21 protein-coding genes, 3 pseudogenes and 1 riboswitch are annotated in these 25,304 nt (G+C 34.3%); of the genes and pseudogenes, 9 read left to right on the forward strand and 15 right to left on the reverse strand.

The features are described 5' to 3' along the window. The first annotated feature begins 1,845 nt into the window (after positions 1-1,845). Positions 1,846-2,511, forward strand: coding sequence for a response regulator transcription factor (locus I6L50_RS31050; protein WP_219304004.1), 666 nt, complete (start codon positions 1,846-1,848; stop codon positions 2,509-2,511). Further along, positions 2,504-3,928, forward strand: a complete 1,425-nt coding sequence (locus I6L50_RS31055) for a sensor histidine kinase (protein ID WP_219304005.1) — start codon at positions 2,504-2,506, stop codon at positions 3,926-3,928. The genes I6L50_RS31050 and I6L50_RS31055 overlap by 8 nt, the downstream gene beginning before the upstream one ends. 225 nt (positions 3,929-4,153) lie before the next feature. On the opposite strand, the gene I6L50_RS31060 is transcribed toward I6L50_RS31055, so the two are convergent. The 9 genes from I6L50_RS31060 to I6L50_RS31100 all read right to left on the reverse strand — a co-directional run bounded on the left by I6L50_RS31060 (position 4,154) and on the right by I6L50_RS31100 (position 16,687). After that, positions 4,154-5,353: a S1C family serine protease gene (locus I6L50_RS31060; RefSeq protein WP_219304006.1), complete on the reverse strand. Its 1,200-nt coding sequence runs from the start codon at positions 5,351-5,353 to the stop codon at positions 4,154-4,156. Positions 5,354-6,110: 757 nt separating this feature from the next. Next, positions 6,111-7,712, reverse strand: coding sequence for an S-layer homology domain-containing protein (locus tag I6L50_RS31065; RefSeq protein ID WP_219304007.1), 1,602 nt, complete (start codon positions 7,710-7,712; stop codon positions 6,111-6,113). 1,017 nt (positions 7,713-8,729) lie between these two features. Continuing rightward, the gene (gene mmuM, locus I6L50_RS31070) at positions 8,730-9,707 is read right to left on the reverse strand and encodes a homocysteine S-methyltransferase (protein ID WP_219304008.1); all 978 of its coding nucleotides are present in this window, start codon (positions 9,705-9,707) and stop codon (positions 8,730-8,732) included. Next, a complete protein-coding gene (gene mmuP, locus I6L50_RS31075; protein ID WP_219304009.1) occupies positions 9,682-11,091 on the reverse strand; it encodes an S-methylmethionine permease in 1,410 nt (469 codons plus the stop codon). The genes mmuM and mmuP overlap by 26 nt, the downstream gene beginning before the upstream one ends. Before the next feature lie 83 nt (positions 11,092-11,174). Further along, positions 11,175-11,282: riboswitch (SAM riboswitch) on the reverse strand. A 274-nt stretch (positions 11,283-11,556) separates the two neighbouring features. Then, complete coding sequence (locus tag I6L50_RS31080; protein WP_219304010.1) at positions 11,557-12,669, reverse strand: RNA-guided endonuclease TnpB family protein; 1,113 nt, start codon at positions 12,667-12,669, stop codon at positions 11,557-11,559. An 11-nt stretch (positions 12,670-12,680) separates the two neighbouring features. Continuing rightward, positions 12,681-13,079 carry an IS200/IS605 family transposase gene (gene tnpA / locus I6L50_RS31085; RefSeq protein ID WP_219304011.1) on the reverse strand — a complete coding sequence of 133 codons (399 nt, stop codon included), beginning with the start codon at positions 13,077-13,079 and terminating at the stop codon, positions 12,681-12,683. A gap of 359 nt (positions 13,080-13,438) precedes the next feature. Further along, a complete protein-coding gene (locus tag I6L50_RS31090; RefSeq protein ID WP_219304012.1) occupies positions 13,439-14,125 on the reverse strand; it encodes an ABC transporter ATP-binding protein in 687 nt (228 codons plus the stop codon). Positions 14,126-14,136: 11 nt separating this feature from the next. Next, entirely contained in the window at positions 14,137-15,570 is a 1,434-nt protein-coding gene (locus I6L50_RS31095; RefSeq protein WP_219304013.1) for an ABC transporter permease, read from the reverse strand. A 469-nt stretch (positions 15,571-16,039) separates the two neighbouring features. Next, positions 16,040-16,687 (reverse strand): lysozyme family protein, encoded by a 648-nt coding sequence (locus tag I6L50_RS31100; RefSeq protein WP_219304014.1) that lies wholly within the window; start codon positions 16,685-16,687, stop codon positions 16,040-16,042. A gap of 229 nt (positions 16,688-16,916) precedes the next feature. On the opposite strand from I6L50_RS31100, the pseudogene I6L50_RS35195 reads away from it, so the two are divergent. Then, positions 16,917-17,039, forward strand: a pseudogene (locus tag I6L50_RS35195) (vancomycin resistance histidine kinase VanS); the annotation flags it as partial. 107 nt (positions 17,040-17,146) lie between these two features. Here I6L50_RS35195 and I6L50_RS31105 read toward each other — a convergent pair. From I6L50_RS31105 to I6L50_RS31120, 4 genes and pseudogenes are all read right to left on the reverse strand, one after another. After that, positions 17,147-17,407 (reverse strand): annotated as a pseudogene (locus I6L50_RS31105) (YxeA family protein); the annotation flags it as partial. 338 nt (positions 17,408-17,745) lie between these two features. Then, positions 17,746-18,321: a replication-relaxation family protein gene (locus I6L50_RS31110; protein ID WP_219304057.1), complete on the reverse strand. Its 576-nt coding sequence runs from the start codon at positions 18,319-18,321 to the stop codon at positions 17,746-17,748. 22 nt (positions 18,322-18,343) lie between these two features. Beyond that, on the reverse strand, positions 18,344-19,510 hold the full coding sequence (locus I6L50_RS31115) for an FtsK/SpoIIIE domain-containing protein (RefSeq protein WP_219304015.1): 1,167 nt from the start codon (positions 19,508-19,510) through the stop codon (positions 18,344-18,346). Between the two features lie 15 nt (positions 19,511-19,525). Further along, on the reverse strand, positions 19,526-19,846 hold the full coding sequence (locus I6L50_RS31120) for a hypothetical protein (protein WP_002090390.1): 321 nt from the start codon (positions 19,844-19,846) through the stop codon (positions 19,526-19,528). 291 nt (positions 19,847-20,137) lie between these two features. Here I6L50_RS31120 and I6L50_RS31125 point away from each other — a divergent pair, with 291 nt between their 5' ends. The 4 genes from I6L50_RS31125 to I6L50_RS31140 all read left to right on the forward strand — a co-directional run bounded on the left by I6L50_RS31125 (position 20,138) and on the right by I6L50_RS31140 (position 22,625). After that, positions 20,138-20,368, forward strand: coding sequence for a helix-turn-helix domain-containing protein (locus I6L50_RS31125; RefSeq protein ID WP_002090389.1), 231 nt, complete (start codon positions 20,138-20,140; stop codon positions 20,366-20,368). Between the two features lie 105 nt (positions 20,369-20,473). After that, on the forward strand, positions 20,474-21,739 hold the full coding sequence (locus I6L50_RS31130) for a Y-family DNA polymerase (RefSeq protein WP_219304016.1): 1,266 nt from the start codon (positions 20,474-20,476) through the stop codon (positions 21,737-21,739). Continuing rightward, entirely contained in the window at positions 21,736-22,077 is a 342-nt protein-coding gene (locus I6L50_RS31135; RefSeq protein ID WP_219304017.1) for a YolD-like family protein, read from the forward strand. The genes I6L50_RS31130 and I6L50_RS31135 overlap by 4 nt, the downstream gene beginning before the upstream one ends. A gap of 275 nt (positions 22,078-22,352) precedes the next feature. Then, the gene (locus I6L50_RS31140; protein ID WP_002139643.1) at positions 22,353-22,625 is read left to right on the forward strand and encodes an HU family DNA-binding protein; all 273 of its coding nucleotides are present in this window, start codon (positions 22,353-22,355) and stop codon (positions 22,623-22,625) included. A 59-nt stretch (positions 22,626-22,684) separates the two neighbouring features. On the opposite strand, the gene I6L50_RS31145 is transcribed toward I6L50_RS31140, so the two are convergent. Beyond that, a complete protein-coding gene (locus I6L50_RS31145; protein ID WP_219304018.1) occupies positions 22,685-22,852 on the reverse strand; it encodes a hypothetical protein in 168 nt (55 codons plus the stop codon). 426 nt (positions 22,853-23,278) lie between these two features. Here I6L50_RS31145 and I6L50_RS31150 point away from each other — a divergent pair, with 426 nt between their 5' ends. Further along, the gene (locus tag I6L50_RS31150; protein ID WP_257475454.1) at positions 23,279-23,593 is read left to right on the forward strand and encodes a DUF4158 domain-containing protein; all 315 of its coding nucleotides are present in this window, start codon (positions 23,279-23,281) and stop codon (positions 23,591-23,593) included. Continuing rightward, a pseudogene (locus I6L50_RS31155) lies at positions 23,556-24,134 on the forward strand (Tn3 family transposase); the annotation flags it as partial. The gene I6L50_RS31150 and the pseudogene I6L50_RS31155, both read left to right, overlap by 38 nt. A gap of 281 nt (positions 24,135-24,415) precedes the next feature. On the opposite strand, the gene I6L50_RS31160 reads toward I6L50_RS31155, so the two are convergent. Next, complete coding sequence (locus I6L50_RS31160) at positions 24,416-25,135, reverse strand: SDR family NAD(P)-dependent oxidoreductase (RefSeq protein WP_219304020.1); 720 nt, start codon at positions 25,133-25,135, stop codon at positions 24,416-24,418. Positions 25,136-25,304 lie beyond the last annotated feature (169 nt).

The following is a 25,304-nucleotide window of genomic DNA, read 5'->3' on the forward strand; positions in this document are numbered from 1 at the left end:
AAAATCCTTTGAAAAACGTCAAAAATATTAAAAATACACTTATAAATAATTCTTCATATTGCTTACATTTTCATAGTAGATGGCGGCACGTTTTTCTGACCTTATTAATCTTTTTGGACAAAAAAATGATGAATGTGAAGTTAAAACTCAGACATGTTACCTATAATGGTAGTTGTGCAGATTGTAAGATAGAAGAATGAAATTTGCATGCTATAATTTGACATAATTCTAATGGTGTGGGGTGTATATTTCTCCGTAAAAGTAATTTATTTTCATCTTTTTCAAACAATTTATTATATTATTTTGATCTAATTAGGCACAGAAACAATTTAAAAATTCTTACTACTTTTAGGAAAAACGTTTTTAGGGTACATTTTAAAATAGCTCTTTTTCTTTAAAATGTTCCTGTGCTTAATATTTAAAATATCTTATGTCAAAATTCACCGCAACTAATATGTTAAATGATTTATTATTATATACAATATGGAATATTTTAGTTAAATATTCCATATTGTAATCTATTAAATATAGCGTATTTAACTTATTATGAATTGATTTGTTAGTCTAAGTATGAATTATTAAGTATGTTTTGTTTATAATTGTCACAATATAATTTTATATTCGACGTTTTAATTACTTATAGAACATTTACATATGTTATAACCGTTATTTATGAGATTAAGAATCTCTATACATATAAGATTTACTTAATTTAGATTTTTTCTCTCTCAATCATTTTGTCGAAAAAAGTCGGATTTTTATATTTTTTCTTTATTTTTTTATTGTAAACGTTTTATTTTCGTGTTACCATCTTAATCAAACAATAGATAGTAACAAACTTAAAATATTTCTTTCCATTAGACACATATAAACGTTCGGTAACAACATGAAAATATGGCCAAAGAAAAATGAACTACATGTTAAAATATTCAATGGGATTTTTACCACCTAATTTTTCTGTTAATTCAGAATTTACACCTTTAACATTTTGTCCCTAAACAAAATTTACATTTTAGCGTGGAAAACCCAAAAAACTAAATCACCCACCCAAATTAACAAATGAAATGTCTGGTTATATCTAGTAATAAGTCATGAAAAAATGATTTCTTCCCTAAGAAAATTTAGCCGATTAATAAAAAGCATCTAAATTACTATCTATTGTTGATCACATATTTACCAACTCTAAAAAAGAACCTACTGAAGGTTCTTTTTTATTCTAATCATTAGTATTTCAATTATTGATAATCATTGGTGTTGAATCTTTATCTCCTCAGCTTCAATCAAGTATTATCGTCCTTTTTTATAAAGAATTGTTTCATGCAATTCTATTTATTCTTAACATGCCTCTTTAACCTTTCAAAAGTTTCTTTACCCATTTGAATTTAGTTATCCATCTTACAAAAACGATATCTGTTCTTACTCTGGCTTCATTCCTCTTGAAAAGTATTTTAACGTTTAACTAACATCTGATAGAGATAAGGAACTAATTTCTGGATTTTTGTTAACTCGGTTTATATAGGTTTCTTTTATTTACACTTGCGTACTTATATAGATACGATGATAATTTTACTTTTTATTTTTTTGTTTTTTTATTTTTATAAGACCATGTTCCGAATGATGGATTATCCACAATTTTATATCTAATATAGAAAGAATTATGTCTGTTTCAAGTGACATTTTGCTTACCTCCTTCTTTCTTAAGTGTTATGTATACATAATATCTCTTAAATCTAGAGCTGATTTGAAATATATATAGTTTTCCTGTGAAGTCTTTATATTGTTTTCTAGTAATTCTCCATACAAACTCCAGATAGTAAAGTTATAATGGCTACTAGAGGTGATATAATGATCAACCATCATATTCTTGTAATAGAAGACGACCAAGAAATTCAGGAATTAATTAAACAATTTTTATTGACACAACAGTATACAGTTGAAGTTGCATCAGATGGATTAGAAGGAATGATACAATTTAATAAGCAATCCTTTGATTTGATTCTTTTGGATGTGATGATGCCAAACCTTAACGGATTTGAAGTTGCGAAAATGATTCGAAGTCAATCAAATGTGCCAATTATTATGCTGACTGCGTTAGAAGAAGAACAAGATCAAATGAAAGGATTTGATCTTGGAATCGATGATTATATTACAAAACCATTCTCTTTTCATGTTTTGATTAGACGAGTCGAAGCAGTACTAAGAAGAAGCAATGATAAAAGCTTAGATAATCATTTCGTCTTTAAAGAATTGCGTGTCGATGTCGACGCCTATAAAGTATATGTAAATGAGGTTGAAATCTCCTTAACAACGAAAGAATTCGAAATTCTGCAACTACTACTTCAAAATGAGAAAAGAGTACTCCCAAGAGAAAGCATCGTAGAAAAAGTTTGGGGATACGATTATATTGGAGAATCACGAATAATTGATACACATATGAAAAACATACGAAAAAAATTAGATATCCCATACATTAAAACAATAAAAGGCATTGGTTATAAAATCGATGAATAGAATCGTAAAAATCATGAAAATGAAGCGAATTACTTATAAACTTTTTATGACTACATCCCTCATTTTGTTAGCCTTTGCAGTCATGATTTATTTAACTTTATACTTTTTTCTTCCTACATTTTATGAACAATATAAAACAGAGCAGCTTGAAAACGGAATGGAAGAAATAATTGATAAATCTAAGAATCTTACTTTTCAAAATGCACAACCGCTTTTTGAAGAGTATATGCAAAAAAATAATGCAATACTCAGATTTCCAGATTACGAAAGAGTAAACGTTTATTCTACTCCTTATACATTTATTCAAGGAAGTGTTACTCAAGCAGCACGAATAGGGAATTCAAATAGCCTGAACAAATCATATGATATTCCATTTCAGGATGGTAACCAAACCGTCATAGTATACGCAACATTTCAACCTATTGATGAGGCTTCCAAAGTTTTGGTACGTTTCCTTCCCTATATCAGTATTATTGTAGTTGTTATTGGGATAGGAAGTGCTTATTTATTTTCAAGGTTCATTACAAAGCCTCTCATTTATATTAATCGAGGGGCACAAAAAATGGCGGACTTAGACTTTTCCGAAAAAATTGAGATTCGTTCTATGGATGAATTAGGAGAACTATCTAATAGCTTGAATGATATGTCCATTAATTTACAACAAACTATGTTTGATTTACAAAAAGCAAATCAGCAATTAAAAAGTGATATTGAAAAAGAAAGAGAAATAGAAACAAAACGCAGAGAATTTTTTGCAACTGTATCACATGAATTAAAAACCCCTCTCACTATTATGAAAGGATACTTAGAGGGGATGATATATAACATTGGTCCTTATCAAGATCGTGACCAATACTTAAAGAAAAACCACCAAATTATCGAAAAGATGGAAGATCTAGTTCGTGAGATTTTAAGTATGTCTAAATTAGAACAACATACATTTAAACTACAATTAAAAGAAATAAATCTCTCCGAGTTAATGGATATAATCACAAAAGATCTCAGTTTTTTTGCTTCTCAAAAAGACATTCAAATCATAAAACAGATTGATTCTAACCTTTCTGTCTATACAGATCAGGCTCTTTTAGAAAAAGCCTGTAAAAATATTATTCATAATGCAATTATGTATTCTCCGAATAGCGAGAATATATATATACAGCTAACTCAGGACTCAAAACAAAAATGTATCTTAATTCAAATTATCAATACAGGTGTACAAATTAAAGAAAATGATATACAACATGTCTTCGAACCATTTTATCGAATTGAAAAGTCAAGAAATCGAAATACTGGTGGGAGTGGCTTAGGATTATATATTGTAAAACAAATTTTTGAAGCACTAGGTATAGAGTACTGTATTAATAATGTAGAACAAGGTGTACAATTTGTTGTTAGTATTCCAATATCTGAACAATAAACAGCCTCCCCTAACAATTGGGGAGGTTGTTTATTATTACTTTTTAAAATACCCTTATACAATACTTACCCAGTATTAGATGTATCCAACCTACAAACCAAGCTAAGAGTTTTGACTTTACCAGTTCCAGATGAGCCTAAAATAGTTTAAACTAGAATTGAATTCGTGTGTATATGATCAAAAAAAGTTAAATCAATTTACAGAAGTGACCTGTTCAAAATCAGACTACTTTTGCTCTGTTAATTTCACCATTTTTGTTATTTTTTCATCATTGCGATAAACTGTCACTTTAATTGTATCCCCCAATTTTTTCTTTTCATATAAATACTTGCGGAATTGAACAACGTTTTCTATTTTTTGTTCATCCAATGCGATCACAACATCATGCTGCTGTAATCCTCCTTTTTCTGCTGGTGATTGATTCGATATACTCCCCAACACGACACCATTTATTATCTGTTTTGGCAGTTTTAATTGATCACGTGCAGAATTTGTAATTTCCTCCACATTAAATAACTGTACACCTATCATTGGACGTTTAACCACACCATCTTTTTCCAATGATTCTAGAACTGTTTTAGCTATATTAATTGGAATTGCGAATCCGATTCCTTCAACTGCGTGTTGTGCAATTTTACTTGAATTAATTCCAATGACCTCACCTTGCTCATTAAATAAAGCCCCTCCGCTATTCCCAGGATTAATAGCTGCATCTGTTTGAATCACCTGTGCCTGCCAATCCACTTGTTGATTTCCAAGTGTGCTAACAGGTATTACTCTATCCTTACTACTAATAATCCCCTTTGTTACACTTCCTTCTAACCCTAATGGATTCCCAATAGCAATTACAGATTCTCCTGTACGAATTTTTTCCGAATCTCCTAGAGTTGCTACTTTTTTCACATCTGTTCCGTCAATTTCTAATATAGCTAGATCTAATAATGGATCTGTCCCTACTACTTTAGCGGTAAGCTTTTTACCATTATTCAATTTTACTTCTATTTTATTTGAACCGTCTATCACATGATTATTTGTGACAATGAAAACCTTATTGCCTGTTTTTTTATATATGACACCTGATCCTGAACCGGCCTCTTCTGATTGTTTTTGTACTGCAAATGGATCTGAATTTTTTTGATAGTTAATGACACCTACTACAACTTCTTTTGCATCTTCAATCATATTTTGAAGACTATTCACACCTTCTGGTTTGTGCGAGACAGGAGTAACCTGATTCACTTCGTTATTTTTAGCGGATTGACCTGTACCTCCTTTGATCTCATCTATATATGGAGTGGTCAAGCCAATAGTAATTGACCCGATCATTGCACCAATTATTCCAATAAAAAAATAACCATTTTTTTTACCGTCTCTACTTTTGTTCTTTCTTGTTTGTTTTGTATCATAGTGTCCCATTATGAACACTCCTTTCTCCTTTTATGTCACCTGGATATTCCCAACTTAATATTTTCACTATAAGCCCTAAATCTGGAGTGTACATGGAGATAATCAGTAGTTTATCAAGAGTTGTAAATCTAGTTCTGGTGCAAAAGCTTCAAAATATCTAAAAAAAACTGAAACCCGTTAGGGTTTATTTGGTATGCGTATGATTAAAAGTATGCTTATATTTTAGGAATGCTTTACCCCCAAAAAATGAAAGTACATTTTGTTTCCATTCTTAAGTTGATAGGCAGCATGGTGTAGCACCACATCGCTATTAAGATAAGATAAGAAAAGCAAATACCCCCAAACGAGAAAATTGACATTTCCAGATGAAAATGTCAATTTTTTGTTTTAGGGGCGTTATAAATTTTTTAAGTTAATGTGGTGATACCCCATCGCTATCAAGCTAAAATTTTATAGTACCCCCAGAACGAAATTTTGTGCTAACTTGTAACAAAAAAGCCCATTTTTTCGTTTTGAGGTATTTTAAAATATGGGTTGGATAGGCATGTACGGTGATCCCTACTTAATTATTAGAAAAACATTAGTGTTTAAATTGTATACACGGTGATTTTTCGATGCACCCATCATAATGAATCTCTCCTTTTCCTCTTTTTATCAGTATTGGTAGGTAAAGAGGGTGCCAGACACAAAAACAGGTTGTGAAGAAGACTTTCTCCACAACCTGAGATTAAGTTATATATCCAAATATGACCTGTTCTTTTAACTATTTAGTCTTTTATAATCTGTTATAGTCGATATAACTAGAGTCATAATAAATCCACTGACCTGTTCCAATTCTTAGCCAACCATTCTTTTCTTCATATACGGTAACTTTTTCGCCTTTACTTGTCTTTCTAACAATAGAATAGTTTGTACCTGATCCGCTTCGAACATTTACCCCAATACCATTAATTTGAGCCGTTCCAATTACCTTTTCAACACTACCATTTTCAATTACTTGTAGCATATTTAGAATGAATGTTGCTGTTTCACCACGAGTTGTTGTTCCTTTAGGGTCGTATTGATTGTCACCCTTACCTCTTACAATACCTAGGCCATACAATCTTTGTACGTCTTCTTTATAGCTAATTTGGTCTTTGTCTGAGAATGGTAGGTTTACAACTGGTCCCCATATACCTTTATACTGTAAAGCCTTGTTTACAATAATTGCTGATTCTTCTCTTGTAATAGGTGTGTTTGGGTCAAAATATCCATCACCTCTACCTAGAATAATACCTGCACTTGCAGCACTTTTAATACCATCTCGTAAAGTTGAGTTTGCATCGTTTAGGTCTTTAAATGAAGCATCTCCAGCTGGCAGGTTTAGAGATTTAGAGATTAATTGAGCAAATTCGGCTCTTGTTATCGCTCTATTAGGTGCGAAAACTCCGTTTCCTTCCCCTATCATAATACCCCTTCGATTTAGCTCTCGTATAGCTTCTTCATACCAACCTCCAGTAATGTCATCTTTTGGTTGATAAAGATTATTATAATACCCACCAACACCATTTACGAATGCATCCCATTGTCCATTATTAATCATATTAGCAGGACATATTTTACCACTCCATCTTTGGTGTTTTACAATGTTATTTAACGGTACACCAGTTTCTTTCATTAAATAAGCTACAAGTTTCTTAGCATTATCTACCGCTTTACTATAATTACCGTCACTGTTAACTGCGATTTCAATTGCAATAGATTCTCTATTACCTGGACCATCACCGTCTCCTGCGTGCCATCCGTTCTCGTTTAATGGTAGATGTTGATAAATCTCTTTATCGTCTACTGTAAAATGCCACGATGCAGCCCGGTCTGTGTTGCCTACTGCTTGGTTATATAGGTATTGGGCGTGGTTTCTAGCACCTGCTCCTACACTTGTATTATCAGTCTCATGAATTGTAATGTACTTTGGACTCATATAGTTTTGAGGACGAATATTATCGTTACCTGCTGGAACAATCCATTCAGTGAATGGAACACCATTTATTGTACTAGAGGTGCTAGGTGATATGGGAGACAGACTACGTTTTGTTCTGTTTGAATTGTTAGGAACAGTTAGTGTACCTGTTTCTTCATGAATACCTTCTGAACGTTGAAGACCATCTACTTTCTTATTGTCGACAGTACCTCCACCACGTCCGTCTACCTCTTCAAAACTAGCTTCAATACTTTTTAAAGCCTGTTCATCTGATGTTGTTTTACTTTGTTCCTGAACGTTTGTAGGTTGCTTATTGTTTACTAATTGTTGTTCCTCTGCAAACGATACCAATGGTGCAGATAATACCGTTAATCCTGCCGTGAATGCTACTACTTTTTTATTAAATCTAATGTTCATTTCTAATTTGGTATACCTCACTATTTTAATAGATATACCTTCCTCCTTGTACTTCTTTTAGTGTGAATGTTAGTTTAAATAACGATAGCCTGAACCCTCAAAATAACAGATTGATTTTACATTTCATATGTCATACCAACATCTATAAGTCCTACATGAAATATTAGTACTTTAGAAGTATAACACAGCACGGTTGCAATACTGCCAAGACTCTTGCAAGTAATCTCCTAATCTTGGATATACTAATAGTATGACTCTAAAAAAGGGCATGATCACATCGCTATTAAGTTAAAAAAATCTGTTGTTCTCCAAAACGATAAAAATAAACTTCGGTGCTATAATAACACAAAATTTCCATTTAGGGGGTACTTCAAAAACTTAGCTTGATAGCGATGTGGCGATACCCATCAACTTAAGAATGGAAATAAAGTGTACTTTCATTTTGTTGGGTAAAGCATTCCTAAAATAGAAGCATACTCTTAATAATACGCATACCAAATAGACCCTATCGTTTTATTAAAAGTCAAGGAAATAGTAATGAAATCCTATATTTATGTGATTGAATATAATGTCACACATTTTATAAGGTAAAAAGGAAAGGATAGATGAACAGGAGAGTATACCTGTTTACATCTATCCTTTTTTACAACAATATGGCCACATTTACTACTACAACAACAAATTTTCATATAGTTACTGAACTATTTTTTGAATAACTAAATTAACCTCTTCGTTAACTTTAATTACGAATAAATGGTCCCCTTCACCTTCAATTGGATCAACTACATCTTCATTAAAAGATTCAGCGTGTTGTCTACCATATCTATTAAACTAGCTGTTTTTATTTTCCCTGATTCCTTTCCATACCTAAGGTACCCAAAAGTCCACTGGATTCCCGAGGCTACCATCCACATTTGTGTCTCTGAAAAGACATTTTGTGCCACTAGACGTAACTGTAGATTTCTGAACAAGCAAAATCATGAAAATACACACAAAGTTAGATTATCATCCATTACATTACTGTTTTGCTTCGTTCGAATAGGAAAACTCGGAAGAACGCCACTTGTTCGATATCTCCTCAATGTGATAAGGTGTCGTTCTGCAGCATCCACCTATTAAACGTGCACCTGCTTGGTACCATTCTTCAGATTGAATATCCAACGCGTTACATTGTTCATGACCATGCCATGTTTTTGTTTCTGGATTATAAGTTTCACCAGAGTTTGGATAAACAATAATCGGTTTTTTGGTGTTTGCCCTCAACTCTTGGATTGCACCAGTCACAACGGTTACTGGCGCACAATTGATGCCTATCGCTACAATTTGTTCACTTTTCTCAAAAACTCGTGCACACTCCACGAGTTTCATACCTTCACTAACCTCTTTCTCATTTTTTAGCGAAAAGGAAAGCCACGCATATGTTGCTGGAAATTCACGCAATAATGTATCTAATACTCTTGCTTCTTGCAGGGAAGGGATTGTTTCAAATGCCAATAGATCTGCACCTGCTTCAATTAACGCAGACATTCTCGAACGGTGAAAGTCTGCTAATGTTTTATCTGTCACACCATAGTTGCCTACATACTCTGAACCATCTGCAAGGTAAGCCCCATACGGTCCAACTGATGCAACAACCAATGGTTTAGGCCTATTCGTTTGCGTATTTTCCTTCCAAAAATCATCTCTTGCCCTTCTTGCAAGTAACACCGTTTTCTTAATTAATTCCAAAGCTTCCTGTTCTTGTATTCCACGCGCGGAAAAACCACTAATAGTAGCTTGATAGCTTGCTGTTATGGCACAGTCCGCTCCAGCACGAAAATAGTCCGAATGAACCTGATAGATTAGTTCCGGATTTTCTAGTAACACACGTGCCGACCACAGGGGATCGTCCAAATTACATCCATGCGCCTCCAATTCAGTAGCTAATGCTCCGTCAAGAAGCATAATGGAATGTTGGGATAAAATAGCATCAATTGGGTTGATTTTGTTCGACATAATCTACGCCCCTCTTTTTTAGATTTTTTGTTAGATAATAACTTCCATAGCAAAATAAAATAAACGGTATGCCGCAATATAAGGCAATTCTCTGTGTTGGATCGAATGCAATTCCAATACACGATGCCAGACAAAGGATAAAAGAAGCAATTGGTACTAATGGATATAGTGGTGTGCGATAAATCAAGTCCTTTTCAGAATTTCCTTCTTTCAAAAATTGTCTGCGAAATAGGAACTGGGAAGCACTAATACTCATCCAAACTATAACTACTGCTAGACCGGAAATGGAAACAAGTACGATATAGACAGTATCTGGTGCCACAATACTTGAGAGCAAAGCCAACGCTCCACCCACCATGCTGAAAATGACGGCGTTGATTGGAACACCTTGCTTCGTCATTTTCCCAAAAATCGGGGATATCGTTTTCTTATTAGCAAGCGACCAAAGCATTCTAGAAGAGGCATAAAGGCCTGAGTTTGCCGCAGATAAAATGGCTGTTAAGATAACGAAATTCATTATGTCAGCTGAATATGGCACCCCAATTCGTTCTAGAACTGCAACAAAAGGGCTCTCTAATACCCCTGCATCGGAAATAGGCAATAACGCAGATAAAACAACAATCGTTCCTACAAAAAAGATGATTAATCTCCACAGAGTAATTCGAATGGCCTTCGGTATCATTTTTTCCGGGTTCGCTGTTTCTCCAGCTGCAATGCCTATTAATTCTGTTCCCGAAAAAGCAAAATTAACCGCAAGCATGGTCATCATAATGGCCGTAGCACCATGAGGAAATAAACCTCCACTTGTAAAATTAGAAAAGAATGGTGCTGCTTTTGAATGAGTCATCGGAAGAAACCCTAGCATTGCCGCTACTCCTAAAACAATAAAAAACACAATAGCTATAACCTTTATCGATGAAAACCAAAATTCGGATTCGGCAAAAAATTTAACAGTCAGGACATTTAATACAAAGATCAAAATGGCAAAAAGAGCACTCCATACCCAAACATTAACCGATGGAAACCATCGCTTCATAAGTAATCCTGCGGCTGTAAATTCAGAACCTAAAGCAACAGTCCAAGTTAACCAATACAACCAGGCTACTGTATACCCTGTACCCGGTCCAATGTATTTAACTGCATAACTATGAAATGCGCCCGTTTCAGGCATATGTACGGAAAGCTCTCCTAAACATAGCATAACTAGATAAACCACTAGCGCACCAATCAGATAGGATAGAATTGTTCCAAACGGGCCAGCTTGTTGAATAGTGTAACCCGAGCTTAAGAATAAGCCAGTTCCAATCACCCCACCAAGTGATAGCATGACTAAATGACGTGCTTGCATTCTCCTTTGAAATTCTCGCCCATTTTTGTTCTCCATTTCTACTCTCCTTTAGTTACTATCCAGAAAAAATAAAAACGCACTCTAAAAAAGAGGGCGCTACTGACAAATAAAAACGGAAGCTCTCATCTATCAGGATTATCACCCGCTGGAATTAGCACAGTGTCTACTTAAGCAGACCTGTTGCTGAGGTTTCATAAGGCCAGTCCCTCCACCTCTCTGGATAAGAAATATTTTTTTATAACCTTATCAATCCATTCAATAACTGTCAAGATAATTCTGTTTTTTTAAAAGATTATCTATTATAGAAATACAAAAAATAGAGTATTACTATAACTGCAACCCACTCCTTCTTGGGTATTATGTGAACTACCCGCCACTTAACGTCCTAACGGACTGTTTGAAGTGGGGGCTTCTCGGTTAGTCGTTACTTTTGATAGCTAACGAATTCGTCCTAAGACAGCCGAGCTAACTCCCTTGTTCCAAAGGATATTTTATTGTTATTTATGCTAACGCTAATAGGCGTATTGCTTCATTTTTGGTATTGATAGCTGCGTTATAATCTCTATCGAGATTTACACCGCATATGCAAGAATATACTCGTTCAGACAATGACATGTTTTTTACATTTCCACAACTACTACATGTTTTTGTGGAAGGAAACCATTTGTCTATTTTCATAAGTTGTTTTCCTTGTTCGTTTAGTTTATAAGCTAAGAAAGAAGTGAACATACCCCACCCATTATCAGCAACACTTTTTCCAAAATGAAGTGCTCGTGACACTCCTTTCATGTTTAAGTCTTCAATAGCTACAACATCAAAATGAGTAGCTAACTCTTTAGACTTATGATGAAGGAAGTTCTTACGTTGGTTCGCTACTTTTTCATGTAACTTAGCTACACGGATACATTGTTTATTCCGACGAATAGAACCTTTGGTTCTTCTAGATAATACTCGTTGTGCCTTTGCTAATCGGTCTAACATTTCACAATAGAACTTAGGATAATTGGCTTTCTCATCCTCAGAACTAACGTATAATCCATCCATCGCAAAGTCTAATCCAACAACTGTCTCTACTTCTTTTTGTACAATCTCTTTTTCGTATTCAGTCAAGATGGACACATAGTATTTACCAGTAGGTGTCATAGAAATTGTACATGACTTGATCATATAATCTTGTGGTATCTCTCTATGCTGTTTGATACGTACCATTTTCAGTTTTGGCAATTTGATATGACCAGTAAGCAACATAATATTTCCGTTTACTACATTCGTTGTATAAGACTTTCTGTCTTTTTTACTTTTGAATGTTGGGAAGTCATTTTGACCACTAAAGAAATTCTTATAGGCAGTTTGCAAGTGTAGTTGAGCATTTGTCAAAGCTAATGAATCAACTTCTTTTGACCACTCAAATTCTGCTTTATATTTCGCAGGAGTTGGAAGCTTTTGTTTCTTTAGTTGTTCCTTATCATCTTTGTATTTTTCGTACGCTTCTTTCCGTTCAGCTAGCATTCTGTTATACACGAAACGTACACAACCGAAGGTTTTACGCATAAGATATGCTTGTTCTTCTGTTGGATACAAACGGAATTTATAGGCTTTATTATGCTTTGTCATATCATTTCACCTCACTTTTCATCTTGATTTTCAATATATTTCTTTACTACATCTATTGGAGAACCACCAGTAGTTAGTAAGCAAAAACTTCTTGACCAAAACATCTCTTTCCAAAGTTTCTTTTTCACTTGTGGAAAGTCTCTCTTGATTAGTCGAGAACTTGCACTCTTATAAGCATTGATGAATTTTGTCATTTCTGTATTCGGATGTGCCTTGAACAAAATATGAACATGGTCTACATCCTCATTCCACTCTACCAGTGTTATGTTGTAATTCTCGGATAACCTGATAAACATGTCTTTTGCATAATCTGACATATCATCATCAAACACATTTCTTCTGTATTTCACGACCAACACAAGATGATAATATAACAAGAACACTGAATGATTATTGCTATCTAATTTCATTGATATACCAACCTTTGTACTTTATAAGACTGATTATATCAGAGGCAAAATAAAAAGCAAAGCCTTTTGGCTACGCCAAACCGAAATTCATCTCCCACCTACCGCTGGGCTACGCCCTTCACACGCTTGAGGAAGGAGAATTCTTTCGAGGAATTCGTTAAAACAAAAAGAACTTGTAGGAATCTCTACAAGTTCTTTTTGTTTTCAGGTGAATATACGGGACAAACAAACTATCTTACAGATTCATCATAGAAACTACAGGGGTAATGCTTTGAAAAATATATTATATAACAAATATTAACATCTATAGATTTTAATTTTGAAAATTATGTTAATTCGGAACAAAAGTAGCTTTTTTCTTAGCTATTATTAATTTCGTTTACTACTAACTTCTTTTTACTTAAATACACTGCTCGATCCGATTTTTTTGCAACTTCTTGTGAATGCGTAACAACAATTACACATTTATTCTCTTGATGAGCGAGCTTTTGAAACAACTCAATAATCTCTTTTGCTGTTTCTCCATCAAGGTTTCCTGTTGGTTCATCCGCAATAAGTAAATCAACATTGCAAGATAGTGCCCTAGCAATTGCTACACGCTGTTGCTGCCCACCACTTAGTTGCAAGACGTTTCGTTTCGCTTCTACTTCTGTGAGTCCTACCTTCTCTAATAATTCTAATGCTCTTGCTTTTTTATTCTGTACCTTCACACCTGTAATTTCCATTGCCGTTAGTACATTTTGAAGAGCAGTCATATAGGTAATCAAATTATAAGATTGGAAAATTACCGATACATTTTGATTACGGTACCGATCCAAACCAATTTTTCGAATATCCTTTCCATTAAACAGTACATAACCATTTTTAGGTATATCTAGCCCACAACCTAAGCTAAGAGTTGTGGTTTTACCAGATCCAGATGGCCCTAAAATCGTGTAGAAATGTCCTTTTTGAAAAGAAAAGTTAACATTATCTAGTATCGTTACTTTTTTTCCGTTACTTTCATAGTAATAATCTAAGTTTTTAAATTGTAAAATCGTCTCCATGTCGAGCCTCCTTATTCATCTTTTAAAAGGATTTGTTTTGGATTTAAGCGTAGAATAGATAATGCTGGAAGAAGCGTTGCTAATATAGCAATAGCTAGTCCAATTCCCCCCATTTTTCCTACATCCTCTCCCGTTACACTTACATCAATTTTATCAATTGGCTCCTTTTTTTGGTCTTGTAGACTACCACCAGGTCCAGCCACCATTACAGTACTATTTTGTGAGGTGTCTGTTTCTTCACTTGCTGTAGCAATTTCACTTGAAAGTAAGTTATCCCCTACGAATTGAGAAACTTTAGCTCCTGTTGTTATGGATAATCCAAATGCTAAAATAGCAATACATACTACTTCTACTACGAACTGCGCCATCAGTTTCCATTTTTTCTCTCCAATGGACAATAAAATCCCCATTTCTTTACGACGTGCTTTAATCGATAACATAATGATTAATCCTAAGATAATCGCACCTGCGATAGATACCATATAGATAATCATTTGAGACGTAGAAGCGATATTTTCGATAGGACCAATCATTTGTTTGTACAATGAATCTTGTGCATCTAACTTAAAATAATTAAAATCAATATCAGATTTTTTTGCTTCTTTTTTAAATGCATCAATGTATTGTGGATCGTTCAATAAGTACACAACTTGCATAATACTCATACCTTCATCTGTTTCTAATTTTTTTAAAGTAGAGTAAGGCATATATAGTTTATTAGCTGGATTCATCATAGGAGGGGCATTTTGACCCATTGGTTGCTCATTCGTTTCATAAATACCGATAATTTCAACTTCAAGAGTTTCCTTCTTATCCCCTGATTGAACTTTAACCTTATCTCCTACTTTCAAATTGTTTTGTTCTGCTAATCGTTTTTCCATTAAAACTACATTCTGATCTTTCATCTGTTCTGTAATTGGTTTTCCATCAACGATTTTACTTTTTCCATTTTTAAAGCTTTCTTGTAATAAACTCTTGCGAACTCCTTCTATCATAAGAGAAGAATTCATATCTATGTCTGAACCTGAACCTGATCCTCCCACCGTTGCCATTCTAGCATTTCCTTTTCCTTCTCCTTCTCCTTCTCCTTCTGAAGCTCCTACTAATTTAAATCCATCTGCGATTCCGAAATTACTGGTTATATAATTATAGTCTTTTACATGCTTGGACTTCGCTAATTGATCTGTTTCTTTTGTATTGAGCTGCGGCGGATTAGGCGCTTCTCCAGTTTCCCTTGCTTGTTTTCCTAATTTATCAAAATCAAGACCTAAAGTAACATCAGCACCCAGTTTTTTTCTTGCTGAATCAGCAGCTTTTTTTGATGCATTTTGGATTGTGAATCCTGCCAGCACTAAGTTTGTAACAATCAGAAAGACCGCCATCAAAATTAATGATGTTCCTATTCTTTTTTTCATACTGAGAATTGCGCGTTTTATAAAATTCATTTTTCCTAACCTCCTTGATAGTTGTTATTGTATATACGCTATCTGGAGTTTGTATGGAGCTATTCCGTAGTTTATCTGGAGATATAAGGAGTTTATGTGTATTTATTGTTGATAACTGACGGTATCATAATATTTAACGAATTCCCCAAGCCTGTGAAGGGCGTAGCCCAACGGTAGGTGGGAGATGAATTTCGGTTTGGCATAGCCAAAAACTTTTGATAAACTAGCTATATGAAGTTCTTTGATAACTTGATATATGAGGTTGCAGGAAGAAAATAGAGTGCGAAAACCAAGCCATTCGGTTCCTGCGTAAAATATCAACCGTACCAAAAGAGCGTCCAAGCGTTGGACATCTAGGGGTGGAACACCCCGAAGTAACGCTCAGGGAGACGAAAGGGTACTTTCGTCGTGGAACTGAGAAGCTCCCACTTCAAGCTTTACTAAGTGGCGAGTAGTTCACTTCTACAGCTTATTTAGAAGAGTCATGTACATTTCGAAGACGTTCTTGAATAAGTTTTGTTTTTTCATTCACCTTTGATGCATATGTGAAATCACCATAACAATATGGATACCTAAAATTATTTTGATTTCCACCACAAGTGTACATCTCTGGATTTTGATCAACTTTCATCTTAGAAAACTTTTTAGCCGAATCTTCCGAGTGTTGTTTATCTTCTTGGCTGGCAATAAAATCAATATACCCTGGTCCCATATTATAGCTTTGAATAATTGTATCCATGCTAACATCTTTTTCCGTTCCATATTTGTACATTTGAGCAAAGTGTTTTACCCCTTGTTTAATACTCAGGCTTATCTCTTGAAGTTCATTTGGCTTTAATCCAAGTGACTCAGAAGACTGCATAGGGTCGTTGCCCTCACCTCTACTCTCTTGGTACATAATTCCTAACAAAACTGCAGTTTTCCCTCCTAAATCATATTTTTCTAATTCTTTTTTCAAGGTGGGCTCATATTGCAATAAACGTTTTTCGGTAGCAAGCACTATATTTTTATGAATATTGGTTTTATGATTAAAATATAGTATTCCAAGCATTGTTCCTAAACCTAAAATACTAATAAATAATAATATAATAATTCGTATTTTACTCGTATTCTTCATATATTCCTCCTCGTATAAGAAATTCTATTTTTCAATGGCGCTTGGTTATTTATAAAATATGTAGTGACCATCTATCCCCCGCTCCTTTTTAGACTGAAACATCAATTCTTTAAGGTTTAAAGTTTAATATAAAAATCTAAAGATAAGGTAAAGATAAGATAAAGTTAAGATAAAGTTAAGATAAAGGATATTTTTTAGCGTACTTTAAAAAGGTATTGGTACAAACAAATATGTGGGACAACTTGTTGATATGAATGGATATAGTGATAATCGAGAGGTTATCGTACAAGTTATTAATTTTGGAGATATCATTTTAGAAGAAGATTTACCCTATCTTTTTAATATACTTTATATAGAAAATTAAGAGATAAAATATAATAAAAAACGGCTAACCCTCCACGTAAGAGAATCAGCCATCACAAATAACTAATTATTTCACATCTAATTTTCCTTCCACTTTCGTAGGAATGCTTCTTTACGAAGATTCTTTTGCGCAGTAAATTCTAACTCCTTTTCTTTACCTTCCTTATCAAAACCCGATAATATATATTCATACTCCTTTCCCATCACTTCACCATCCATAGATTTTGAAACCCCCTCTTTTCCATCCATTTTAATTTTAACGTAATATTCATCTTTAACCATACGATTGATATCACAACCAACTAATAAGCTTGCAAATATAACTAAAATACTAAAAAGTGCAATATGTCTTTTCATGTTGTTCACCTCTTTGATTTTCTATTATACTGTAATCTTATTCTGTTTTCGTTTGAAGAGAAATTCAAAAACATGACGTCTACATTACATTTTCGTAAGATAACAAAATTAACTACGTAAATACTTACAAATGAGATATTATCCTAGACGCTATACAATGAAATATTTGCTTAACCATTGAAAATCATTTGAAGGATTACTTTCTTCTCCATGTTTTTTACTATTTCATGACTTGTTTCAAATTAACTCCCCTCATTTACCGCCTTCTAACAATCCGCATCACACACGGCTTAATACATTATCATAAAGAAAAAAGCTCTGCACTATGCAGGCTTTCTTTATGATTTCACCGCTAAATTATTCATAAAACTTTCTATAGAATTCGCCTGAAATATACGTAAATGGGGAGATTGAACGTCGTAATGTTTGTCAGTAATTATAAGGATTGAAGGAAAGAATTTAGAACCTTTCGGTTGCCAGGATTCATTGTGCCATTCTTGGCTACGGAAGTATAATTCGTATCTGTTTATCTTATCTTGCATTATTTTTTTACTGTACACTGACTTTTGAACTTCAATAAAGAATGGTGATCTACGCCATATAGTAAAAGCATCCGGCTCCATATATTCTTTCCCATACTTTGGTTCAACTTTGAATAGTTTAGGATTTTCATAATGAACGAGTTGTTTGTATACGTCCACAATACCAAGGAAATGAGGGGTTTTTTGACTTGTCTTTCTGATAGAACTCGGTTGCGGAAAATAAATGTATGGGTGCTGCGAAACATTTGCATCAACATGGCCATCTCTTCTTAATCGTTTCATAACCGTATTACAGCAAGTTACCGCATTCTTTAAGCCTTGAAAATGCAAGTCAATAATATCGTCACGGGACATGCATCTAAATCGATTCAAATCATTCAAAATTCCTTTATCTCTACTCTTCATCATCTAACACCCCAAATAACGGAATTTCTTCTTGCGATGAATTCTGGAGTATTTTCTCCTCTTTAGGCATGCGATATGGTTCAACAATTTGTTTCGTCTTACTTAATTCCAAATAAGGAGCTTGCACTTTCTTTAATCCATTTCGTTTTAAAATCATTTGGCCAGATTGCTCTAAGTGCTCTGAACCAGGAGTACCCATGATATTACTATTAATTGCACTATCACATTTAAAGCCGATTCTAACGGTCATATTTAGTTTTAACTTACCATCTAACACTTTCGCATCTGGCCGCTGCATACTAAGCATAAGAAAAACTCCAAGTGATCGACCGACTGCTGAAATCTTTTCAATTGTAGTCATACACTCTTTTTCATCTTTAAGCATAGCCACTTCATCGATAGCAAGTAGAATATATGGTTTTTGATAATCTGGATTTAATTTGTTGTACGCATCAATATGATCAACCTCATATTCTTCCATAAGTTTTCTTCGTTCTCTAATTTCCTTCCACACCTTTTGAAGCATTATTTTCATTTCAATTTCTTCCATACAAACTTCTTTTACATGCTTCACTCTTCGCAAGAAATGAAATTCAGAGTTTTTTAAATCTCCAAGATACAAATGCAACGTATCAGGAGACATATATTGAATGAGTGTGGATAGTACAACACGTACCATACTACTTTTCCCGCTTCCCGTTTCCCCTGCAATTAATAAGTGCGGTGAATTGGAGTCAATCATATCGTACGCAATCATTTTTCCGAATTGGTCCCTGCCAACCACAACAGGTAAACGGTAACCTTTTAATAGTGGCTGCCACTCTTTATAATAATAAGTGTACGGTTTTAGCCCAGCATTTGAACGGAATACATGTAGGACAAATCTTTTCACATCACCTTCAATCGTAATATTCCGTCCTAATATTTGCTGAAAACAAAACCACTTCTTTTCAATCTTCTGTGGATCTAATCCGTTTGGTATGGTAAAAACATACCTCACGCTTTCTGCTGAAGAAGAAACATTATGTACCTTTGGATAAATAGGCACTTTCCCTCCGCGTGTTTGATGTTCCGTATATAGACCTGCTTTTCCAAATACCTCTATAAGTTGATTCCTTAACCTTTGTTTATGAAGCCACTCCTTTAGAATCCTCATATAATGTATACCTCCCTAAAACATGATTACGATGCGAACAAATACATATCCAATCAAGCAAACTCCACCAATCCGCATACCGTAATAAATACTTTCACTCACAAATTTCGCAGCAAATATATGGTCATTTCGTACCAGGTATTTTTCTAACATGACTGCCCCAATTAAAACCGTACCCATTACTCCTAATGCAATGTAAGTATGTAATATCTGATCCGACATATGAAGGAATGCGAAAGGACTTAATGAATTGTATTTACGTATTTTCTTTTCTTTATCTTTGTATGACCGATCCATAAACTCGCGAAAAGGAATTGTTTCTTTCCTAGCACGCATTTAAATGCCCCCTTTATAAACAGAATTTAGAATATAGATATTACATAGCTTCATCTACTTAATACCGTGGTAGTTTTACCTTGGTAGAAATCTTGATAAATAATGTGGTAATCATTCGCAACTTACTTTGGTAACCTCTTATTCTTCTACCTTAATAAATACCGTGGTAGCTGCTTTGATACATCATATTGTGGACAGCTTGTACATTATGTAAAAAACTTTTTCCGTCTATGCGAATAGTTTTTTACATTTATGTCCACAATGTTGAAAATAGGTTCAGGAGGGATTTAAGTGTTTTGGAAATTCGGAGGTAAAAACCGAACGAAATTAGGTAATTTTTTAGATCGGAATGGCTTCACCCAAAATGATTTAGAAAAGAACGCGAAATTAAGTCGCCCTACAGTTTCAAAGGCGTGCAATGATAAAGAATACATACCTAGTCCAACTGTAATGAAAAAAATTTTAAAAGTTATTAGGCAAATAAAACCCAACGTTAAATCCACCGACTTTTGGGATATGTAAAAACTGGCTAACTAGAGTCAGTTTTTTTTTATAAAAAAACCTTTATAACAGAACGCACATTCGCATATAATAAGAACAGACGTTCTTATTTAAGGAGGTATAACGGTGTATGACTACTCAATTTTGCCAAATCGAATTGTTTTATGTGTAGATCTTCGCAGCTTTTATGCAAGCGTGTCCTGTATCAAGATGGGCTTAGACCCACTGCATACTAAATTAGCTGTAGTAGGAGATGTGAACAGGAGTGGCTCCATTGTTTTGGCTGCAACACCACCATTAAAGGCATTAGGTATTAAGAAAATGGCAAGGTTGTACGAAATACCACGGCGTAAAGACATTCTTGTGGTAAACCCAATCATGGGAACTTATATAAAATGCTCAAATTACATAACGAAATTAGCTCTACAATACGTTCCGATTGAGGATTTCCATCAATACAGCATCGATGAATTCTTTATGGATATTACAAATAGCATTCATCTGTTTGCGAATGAGCCCTATGAATTTGCATTAAAATTCAAACGTGAAATATATGAAAAAACAAGAATTGAATGCACGATTGGGATTGGACCTAATCCTTTAATGAGCAAAGTGGCATTAGATGTGGAAGCGAAGAAAACGAAAGATTGCATAGCATACTGGAATTACGAAGATGTCCCTATAAAATTATGGCCGATACGACCACTTAACAAGTTTTGGGGGATTTCGGGTAAAACAGAAGCGAAGTTAAACCGAAAAGGAATACATTCAATCGGTGACCTAGCTGTGTATCCTCTCAAATACTTAATACAAAGCTTTGGGGTTATTGGTGAAGAATTACACTTGCATAGCAACGGTATTGATTTTAGCCGCATTGCAGAAAAACACATACCCGCAACAACATCTATTGGTAAAAGTCAAATACTCATGCGTGATTACACGATAGAGGAATTCGCGATCATCCTACTGGAACATATCGAGGAAGTTTGTTATCGGATGAGAAGACAAAACAAACTAGCTCAAACAATCCATTTTTCCATTGGTTACAGTAAAAACTACGCTGGCGGTTTCAGAAAAACTCACACTATGAATCGACCAACCAATTTAACAATGGATATCTATCATATTTGTACATATTTTTTACATAAGTTTTATACCGGGGAACCAATTAGATCCATCAATGTTTCTTTAACCAACTTAATCAATGAAGGTGAAGAACAAATATCTCTTTTTGACAATGTAACACAACGAGAAAAAGAAATGAAATTAACGAAGGTGATGGATGAAATACGCACTAAGTTTGGTAAGAATAGCATATTAAGAGGAATTTCTTATACAAATAGTGCTACAGCAAGATACAGAAACACATTGTTAGGAGGGCACAAATCATGAACGACACTAATATGCCAAAGGGAAGAGGAATGGTGAAATGGACGCCATTCGCTGCAATGACAGAACAATTTGACGGTATACGTGAGATTATTAAGGAAAAAAATAAAGTAGCACGTCCACTCTTAACTTCTGAAGAAAAAGAACTTATCGAGAACATGTTATTATGCTCATTACTATCTGAAAAAGAGGTGTTGATTACATATTACGAGGATGGATATCTGCTTACTAACTACATGACCGTGACTGATATTGATCCATTGAATTGTTCTATACTATGTACAGATGCTTTTTATAACAGGATTACTCTTAAATTTATGGATGTTATTGATGCAAAATAAAAGCATTCAATGCAAAGTATAAATACTAAATGTGATGATTGCGCTCCCCCCTTGAAATAAATGAATTCGAAGCTAAGGATATGAAACTATATTTTAGAGATATAATAAATGAAACATAAGTCAAAAATATCTTATAACAAAAGTGACTCTTGTTTTGTTAGCTTGATAGCGATGTGGCGGTACCCCTTGCTAGGGCCTTTTCTATATATCTTATTTACATCAGAAACGTAGGTACGTTATAATAATTTCTTATTACATTCAAAGAGGTGCAAAAAATGAATAAAACCGAATTAACAAAAATGGTAGCAGAAAAAGCAGAACTTACACAAAAAGATGCAGCTGCAGCAACACAAGCTGTATTAGATGCTATAACAAATGCTCTTGCAAATGAAGAGAAAGTACAGATTATTGGTTTTGGTACATTTGAAGTGCGTGAAAGATCTGCACGTACAGGGCGTAATCCACAAACAGGTGAAGAAATGCAAATCGCTGCATCTAAAGCACCTGCATTTAAAGCCGGAAAAGAATTAAAAGAAGCAGTGAAATAATTATACATAGTGAAAAAGGATCTGATATTCATATCAGGTCCTTTTTCTTTAGTGACATATTATACTTGCTTATCGTGTCTGTTTAACCAGGATTTAGAAACTTTTCGTTCTCCAGATACTTCAATCTTAATCTCGCCATCTTCTTTGTATATCCGTTCAATGATTGGTATCGTCACCACTTGTTTTTCTTTTTGTTTTCGAAAATCATCCAAGTTGATAATAGTCATGTTGCACTCTCCTTTAATGATTTCTAAAGAAAAAGGCACCCGTATGAGTGCCCTTCCCCTAACTTGAACCGCCATTTACTTTTAAGAAACATCGCTTAACATAAATTATATCATATTTGTTAAATTTTGAAAATAATAATTATTAGTACACTATATATTTGAAATAAAGTTGCGATGCTTTGTATTTTTTTCAGTGGAATCTAGTCTCCTCTATAATTCCTCTACTTGTGACCGATCACAGGGTTGCTGTTCTAGTCCGTCATAAGGATTACAATAAGTGGAAAAGAATAAATGAAATTAATTCTTTTAGCTCTCTTGCTGGTGTTCCCCTATCAAAATTATACTAGAAATAAACACCATAGATTAGAGGGGAAAATCTTGAAACGAAACTGGACTGAAGAAGAGCTTATAACTGATTTTATACTCATGCCAGATGAACTAAATTTACTTATGGGTAATAGAAAGGAGGCAAACCGTCTGGGTTTTGCTCTGTTATTGAAATACTTCCAACAGGAAGCAAAATTCCCAACGGCAAAACAAGATATTCCAAGGATTATTATTGAATATATTGCAAAACAAATAGATTTATCCCCAGATCGATTTGAAGAGTATGGATGGGGTGGAAAAGAAAAAACTTATACTCGACATCGTAACACGATAAGGGAATTTTTTGGTTTTCGAGAGCTTACTGGTCCGGATAATGAACCAGGAGTATCCGGAGTTGCATCCAATCCTGAGTAAGCCTATTAACTGGGATCTCATTCGTCAACAATATGAGCAAATTATCAAATTTGCCACTGCATTACGGGTTGGGACTGCATCAGCCGAAGCAATTCTGAAGCGCTTTACAAGGGATACGAAGCACCCAACCTATCAAGCCTTATGTGAATTAGGAAAAGCCATTAAGACAATCTTTTTATGTGATTACTTGCATCATGAGGAAATCCGGAGAGAAATTCATGAAGGGCTCAATACGGTGGAACAATGGAATTCAGTGAACAGTTACATTTTTTATGGAAAGAACAGTGAGATTCGGTTTAATTCCATAGAAGACCAGGAGGTCTCGGCTCTCTCCCTACAGCTATTGCAAAATTGCCTAGTCTACATGAATACGCTCATACTGCAAGACATTCTTTATCATGATAACCAATATTGGTTGAAGCGAATGACACCGGAGGACTTTAGGGGATTGACTCCCCTATTCTACAGCCATGTAAATCCATATGGGACATTCCAAATTAAAATGGATCAAAGAATTCCCATCAAGCTAAAGGCAGCATAACAAACTACTATCCGTATAGTTATACTATACGGATAGTGGCATCCACAAAAATATGTGGATGCCACTTTTTTAGATTGGTTTGTTCTACCCGTTAGCTTAACAAGAAAGTGCTAGTTCGGATGTAATAATAAAGTCGTTTAAAAATTTGATTTTTATGCGACAATCGCGCCTTTTTGTTGAAGATCATTGCTTAAATTTTTGGCTCTGTTTTCATTTATTGTTCGACCAAGAAATGACCACCCAATTGATAGGACGGTTAGTAATATATCGTTTCCCATTAATTATGCATTTGTATCGAGCATTGCTGGAATATTAATTTCTTTTACACAAGACGCTTTGGAAAGGTTCATAACGCATTTAACTAATGAAACGATATCCTGAAGGGGAATTTGTGTGCCATTGTAAGTTGTCAAAACCTTCTCAATTCCATCTTCATAAGGAATTTGGGTTGCAATTTCGCCAGGATTAATGCAGGTTACACCGATTCCATATTTTTTTACATGTTCTCTTAAAGAATTACCAATACCACGCAAACCAAATTTAGAAGCCACAAATGAAATTTGTGTTAATTGATTATTTTCAAGACCTGCCGTAGATCCGATTAAGAAAATTTTTGCGTTATCAGATTTTTTAAGATTCGGTAATAACTTTTGTATACAGGTAATTGCGGATGTTACATTTACATGAATTATTTTTGCAATTTCTTCTGGATCATCATTCTCAAAATCATAGTCTTCTCTAAATCCTTTGCTCTCCCATATGCCAACATTATATATTAATACGTCTAATTTAACGCCATTTAATGTATTCGCAATCCGATTGCTTGCATCAGATTTCGATAGGTCAGCTTCTATCCAATATCTATTGACTCCATCGTTTAGTTTCAAACTCTCAGGACAACTTCTGGAAACAATCCATAAACTATCACCCGTATCTGGCAACCCTTTGGCGAATGCCTGACCCAATCCTTTGCTTGCTCCGAAGATAATAAAGTTTTTCATGAGTTTCTTCCTTTCGGTTTTTCCATTTATTTTAAGGTATTAATTTAAAAATATATACTTATTTACACATTATCTTAAAAAGCTTTGCTCAATTAAATGGCCCGTTTGTGGAATAGTATAATCGACATTTTAATTTTAAAAGACTTTATTATCACAAAGCATTTAAGTG

Source organism: Bacillus sp. FDAARGOS_1420 (assembly GCF_019344915.1).
Lineage (GTDB): Bacteria > Bacillota > Bacilli > Bacillales > Bacillaceae_G > Bacillus_A > Bacillus_A mycoides.

Excerpts from the sequence above, each read along its gene's own strand:
- I6L50_RS31055 (WP_219304005.1), top strand. The coding sequence starts at position 2,504 with ATGAATAGAATCGTAAAAATCATGAAAATGAAGCGAATTACTTATAAA.
- I6L50_RS31150 (WP_257475454.1), top strand. The coding sequence starts at position 23,279 with ATGCCAGATGAACTAAATTTACTTATGGGTAATAGAAAGGAGGCAAAC.
- I6L50_RS31160 (WP_219304020.1), bottom strand. The coding sequence starts at position 25,135 with ATGAAAAACTTTATTATCTTCGGAGCAAGCAAAGGATTGGGTCAGGCA.
- I6L50_RS31100 (WP_219304014.1), bottom strand. The coding sequence starts at position 16,687 with ATGAAGAATACGAGTAAAATACGAATTATTATATTATTATTTATTAGT.
- I6L50_RS31135 (WP_219304017.1), top strand. The coding sequence starts at position 21,736 with ATGAACGACACTAATATGCCAAAGGGAAGAGGAATGGTGAAATGGACG.
- tnpA (WP_219304011.1), bottom strand. The coding sequence starts at position 13,079 with ATGAAATTAGATAGCAATAATCATTCAGTGTTCTTGTTATATTATCAT.
- mmuP (WP_219304009.1), bottom strand. The coding sequence starts at position 11,091 with ATGGAGAACAAAAATGGGCGAGAATTTCAAAGGAGAATGCAAGCACGT.
- I6L50_RS31120 (WP_002090390.1), bottom strand. The coding sequence starts at position 19,846 with ATGCGTGCTAGGAAAGAAACAATTCCTTTTCGCGAGTTTATGGATCGG.
- I6L50_RS31140 (WP_002139643.1), top strand. The coding sequence starts at position 22,353 with ATGAATAAAACCGAATTAACAAAAATGGTAGCAGAAAAAGCAGAACTT.
- I6L50_RS31095 (WP_219304013.1), bottom strand. The coding sequence starts at position 15,570 with ATGAATTTTATAAAACGCGCAATTCTCAGTATGAAAAAAAGAATAGGA.
- I6L50_RS31090 (WP_219304012.1), bottom strand. The coding sequence starts at position 14,125 with ATGGAGACGATTTTACAATTTAAAAACTTAGATTATTACTATGAAAGT.
- I6L50_RS31115 (WP_219304015.1), bottom strand. The coding sequence starts at position 19,510 with ATGAGGATTCTAAAGGAGTGGCTTCATAAACAAAGGTTAAGGAATCAA.
- I6L50_RS31145 (WP_219304018.1), bottom strand. The coding sequence starts at position 22,852 with ATGACTATTATCAACTTGGATGATTTTCGAAAACAAAAAGAAAAACAA.
- I6L50_RS31080 (WP_219304010.1), bottom strand. The coding sequence starts at position 12,669 with ATGACAAAGCATAATAAAGCCTATAAATTCCGTTTGTATCCAACAGAA.
- I6L50_RS31065 (WP_219304007.1), bottom strand. The coding sequence starts at position 7,712 with ATGAACATTAGATTTAATAAAAAAGTAGTAGCATTCACGGCAGGATTA.
- I6L50_RS31050 (WP_219304004.1), top strand. The coding sequence starts at position 1,846 with ATGATCAACCATCATATTCTTGTAATAGAAGACGACCAAGAAATTCAG.
- mmuM (WP_219304008.1), bottom strand. The coding sequence starts at position 9,707 with ATGTCGAACAAAATCAACCCAATTGATGCTATTTTATCCCAACATTCC.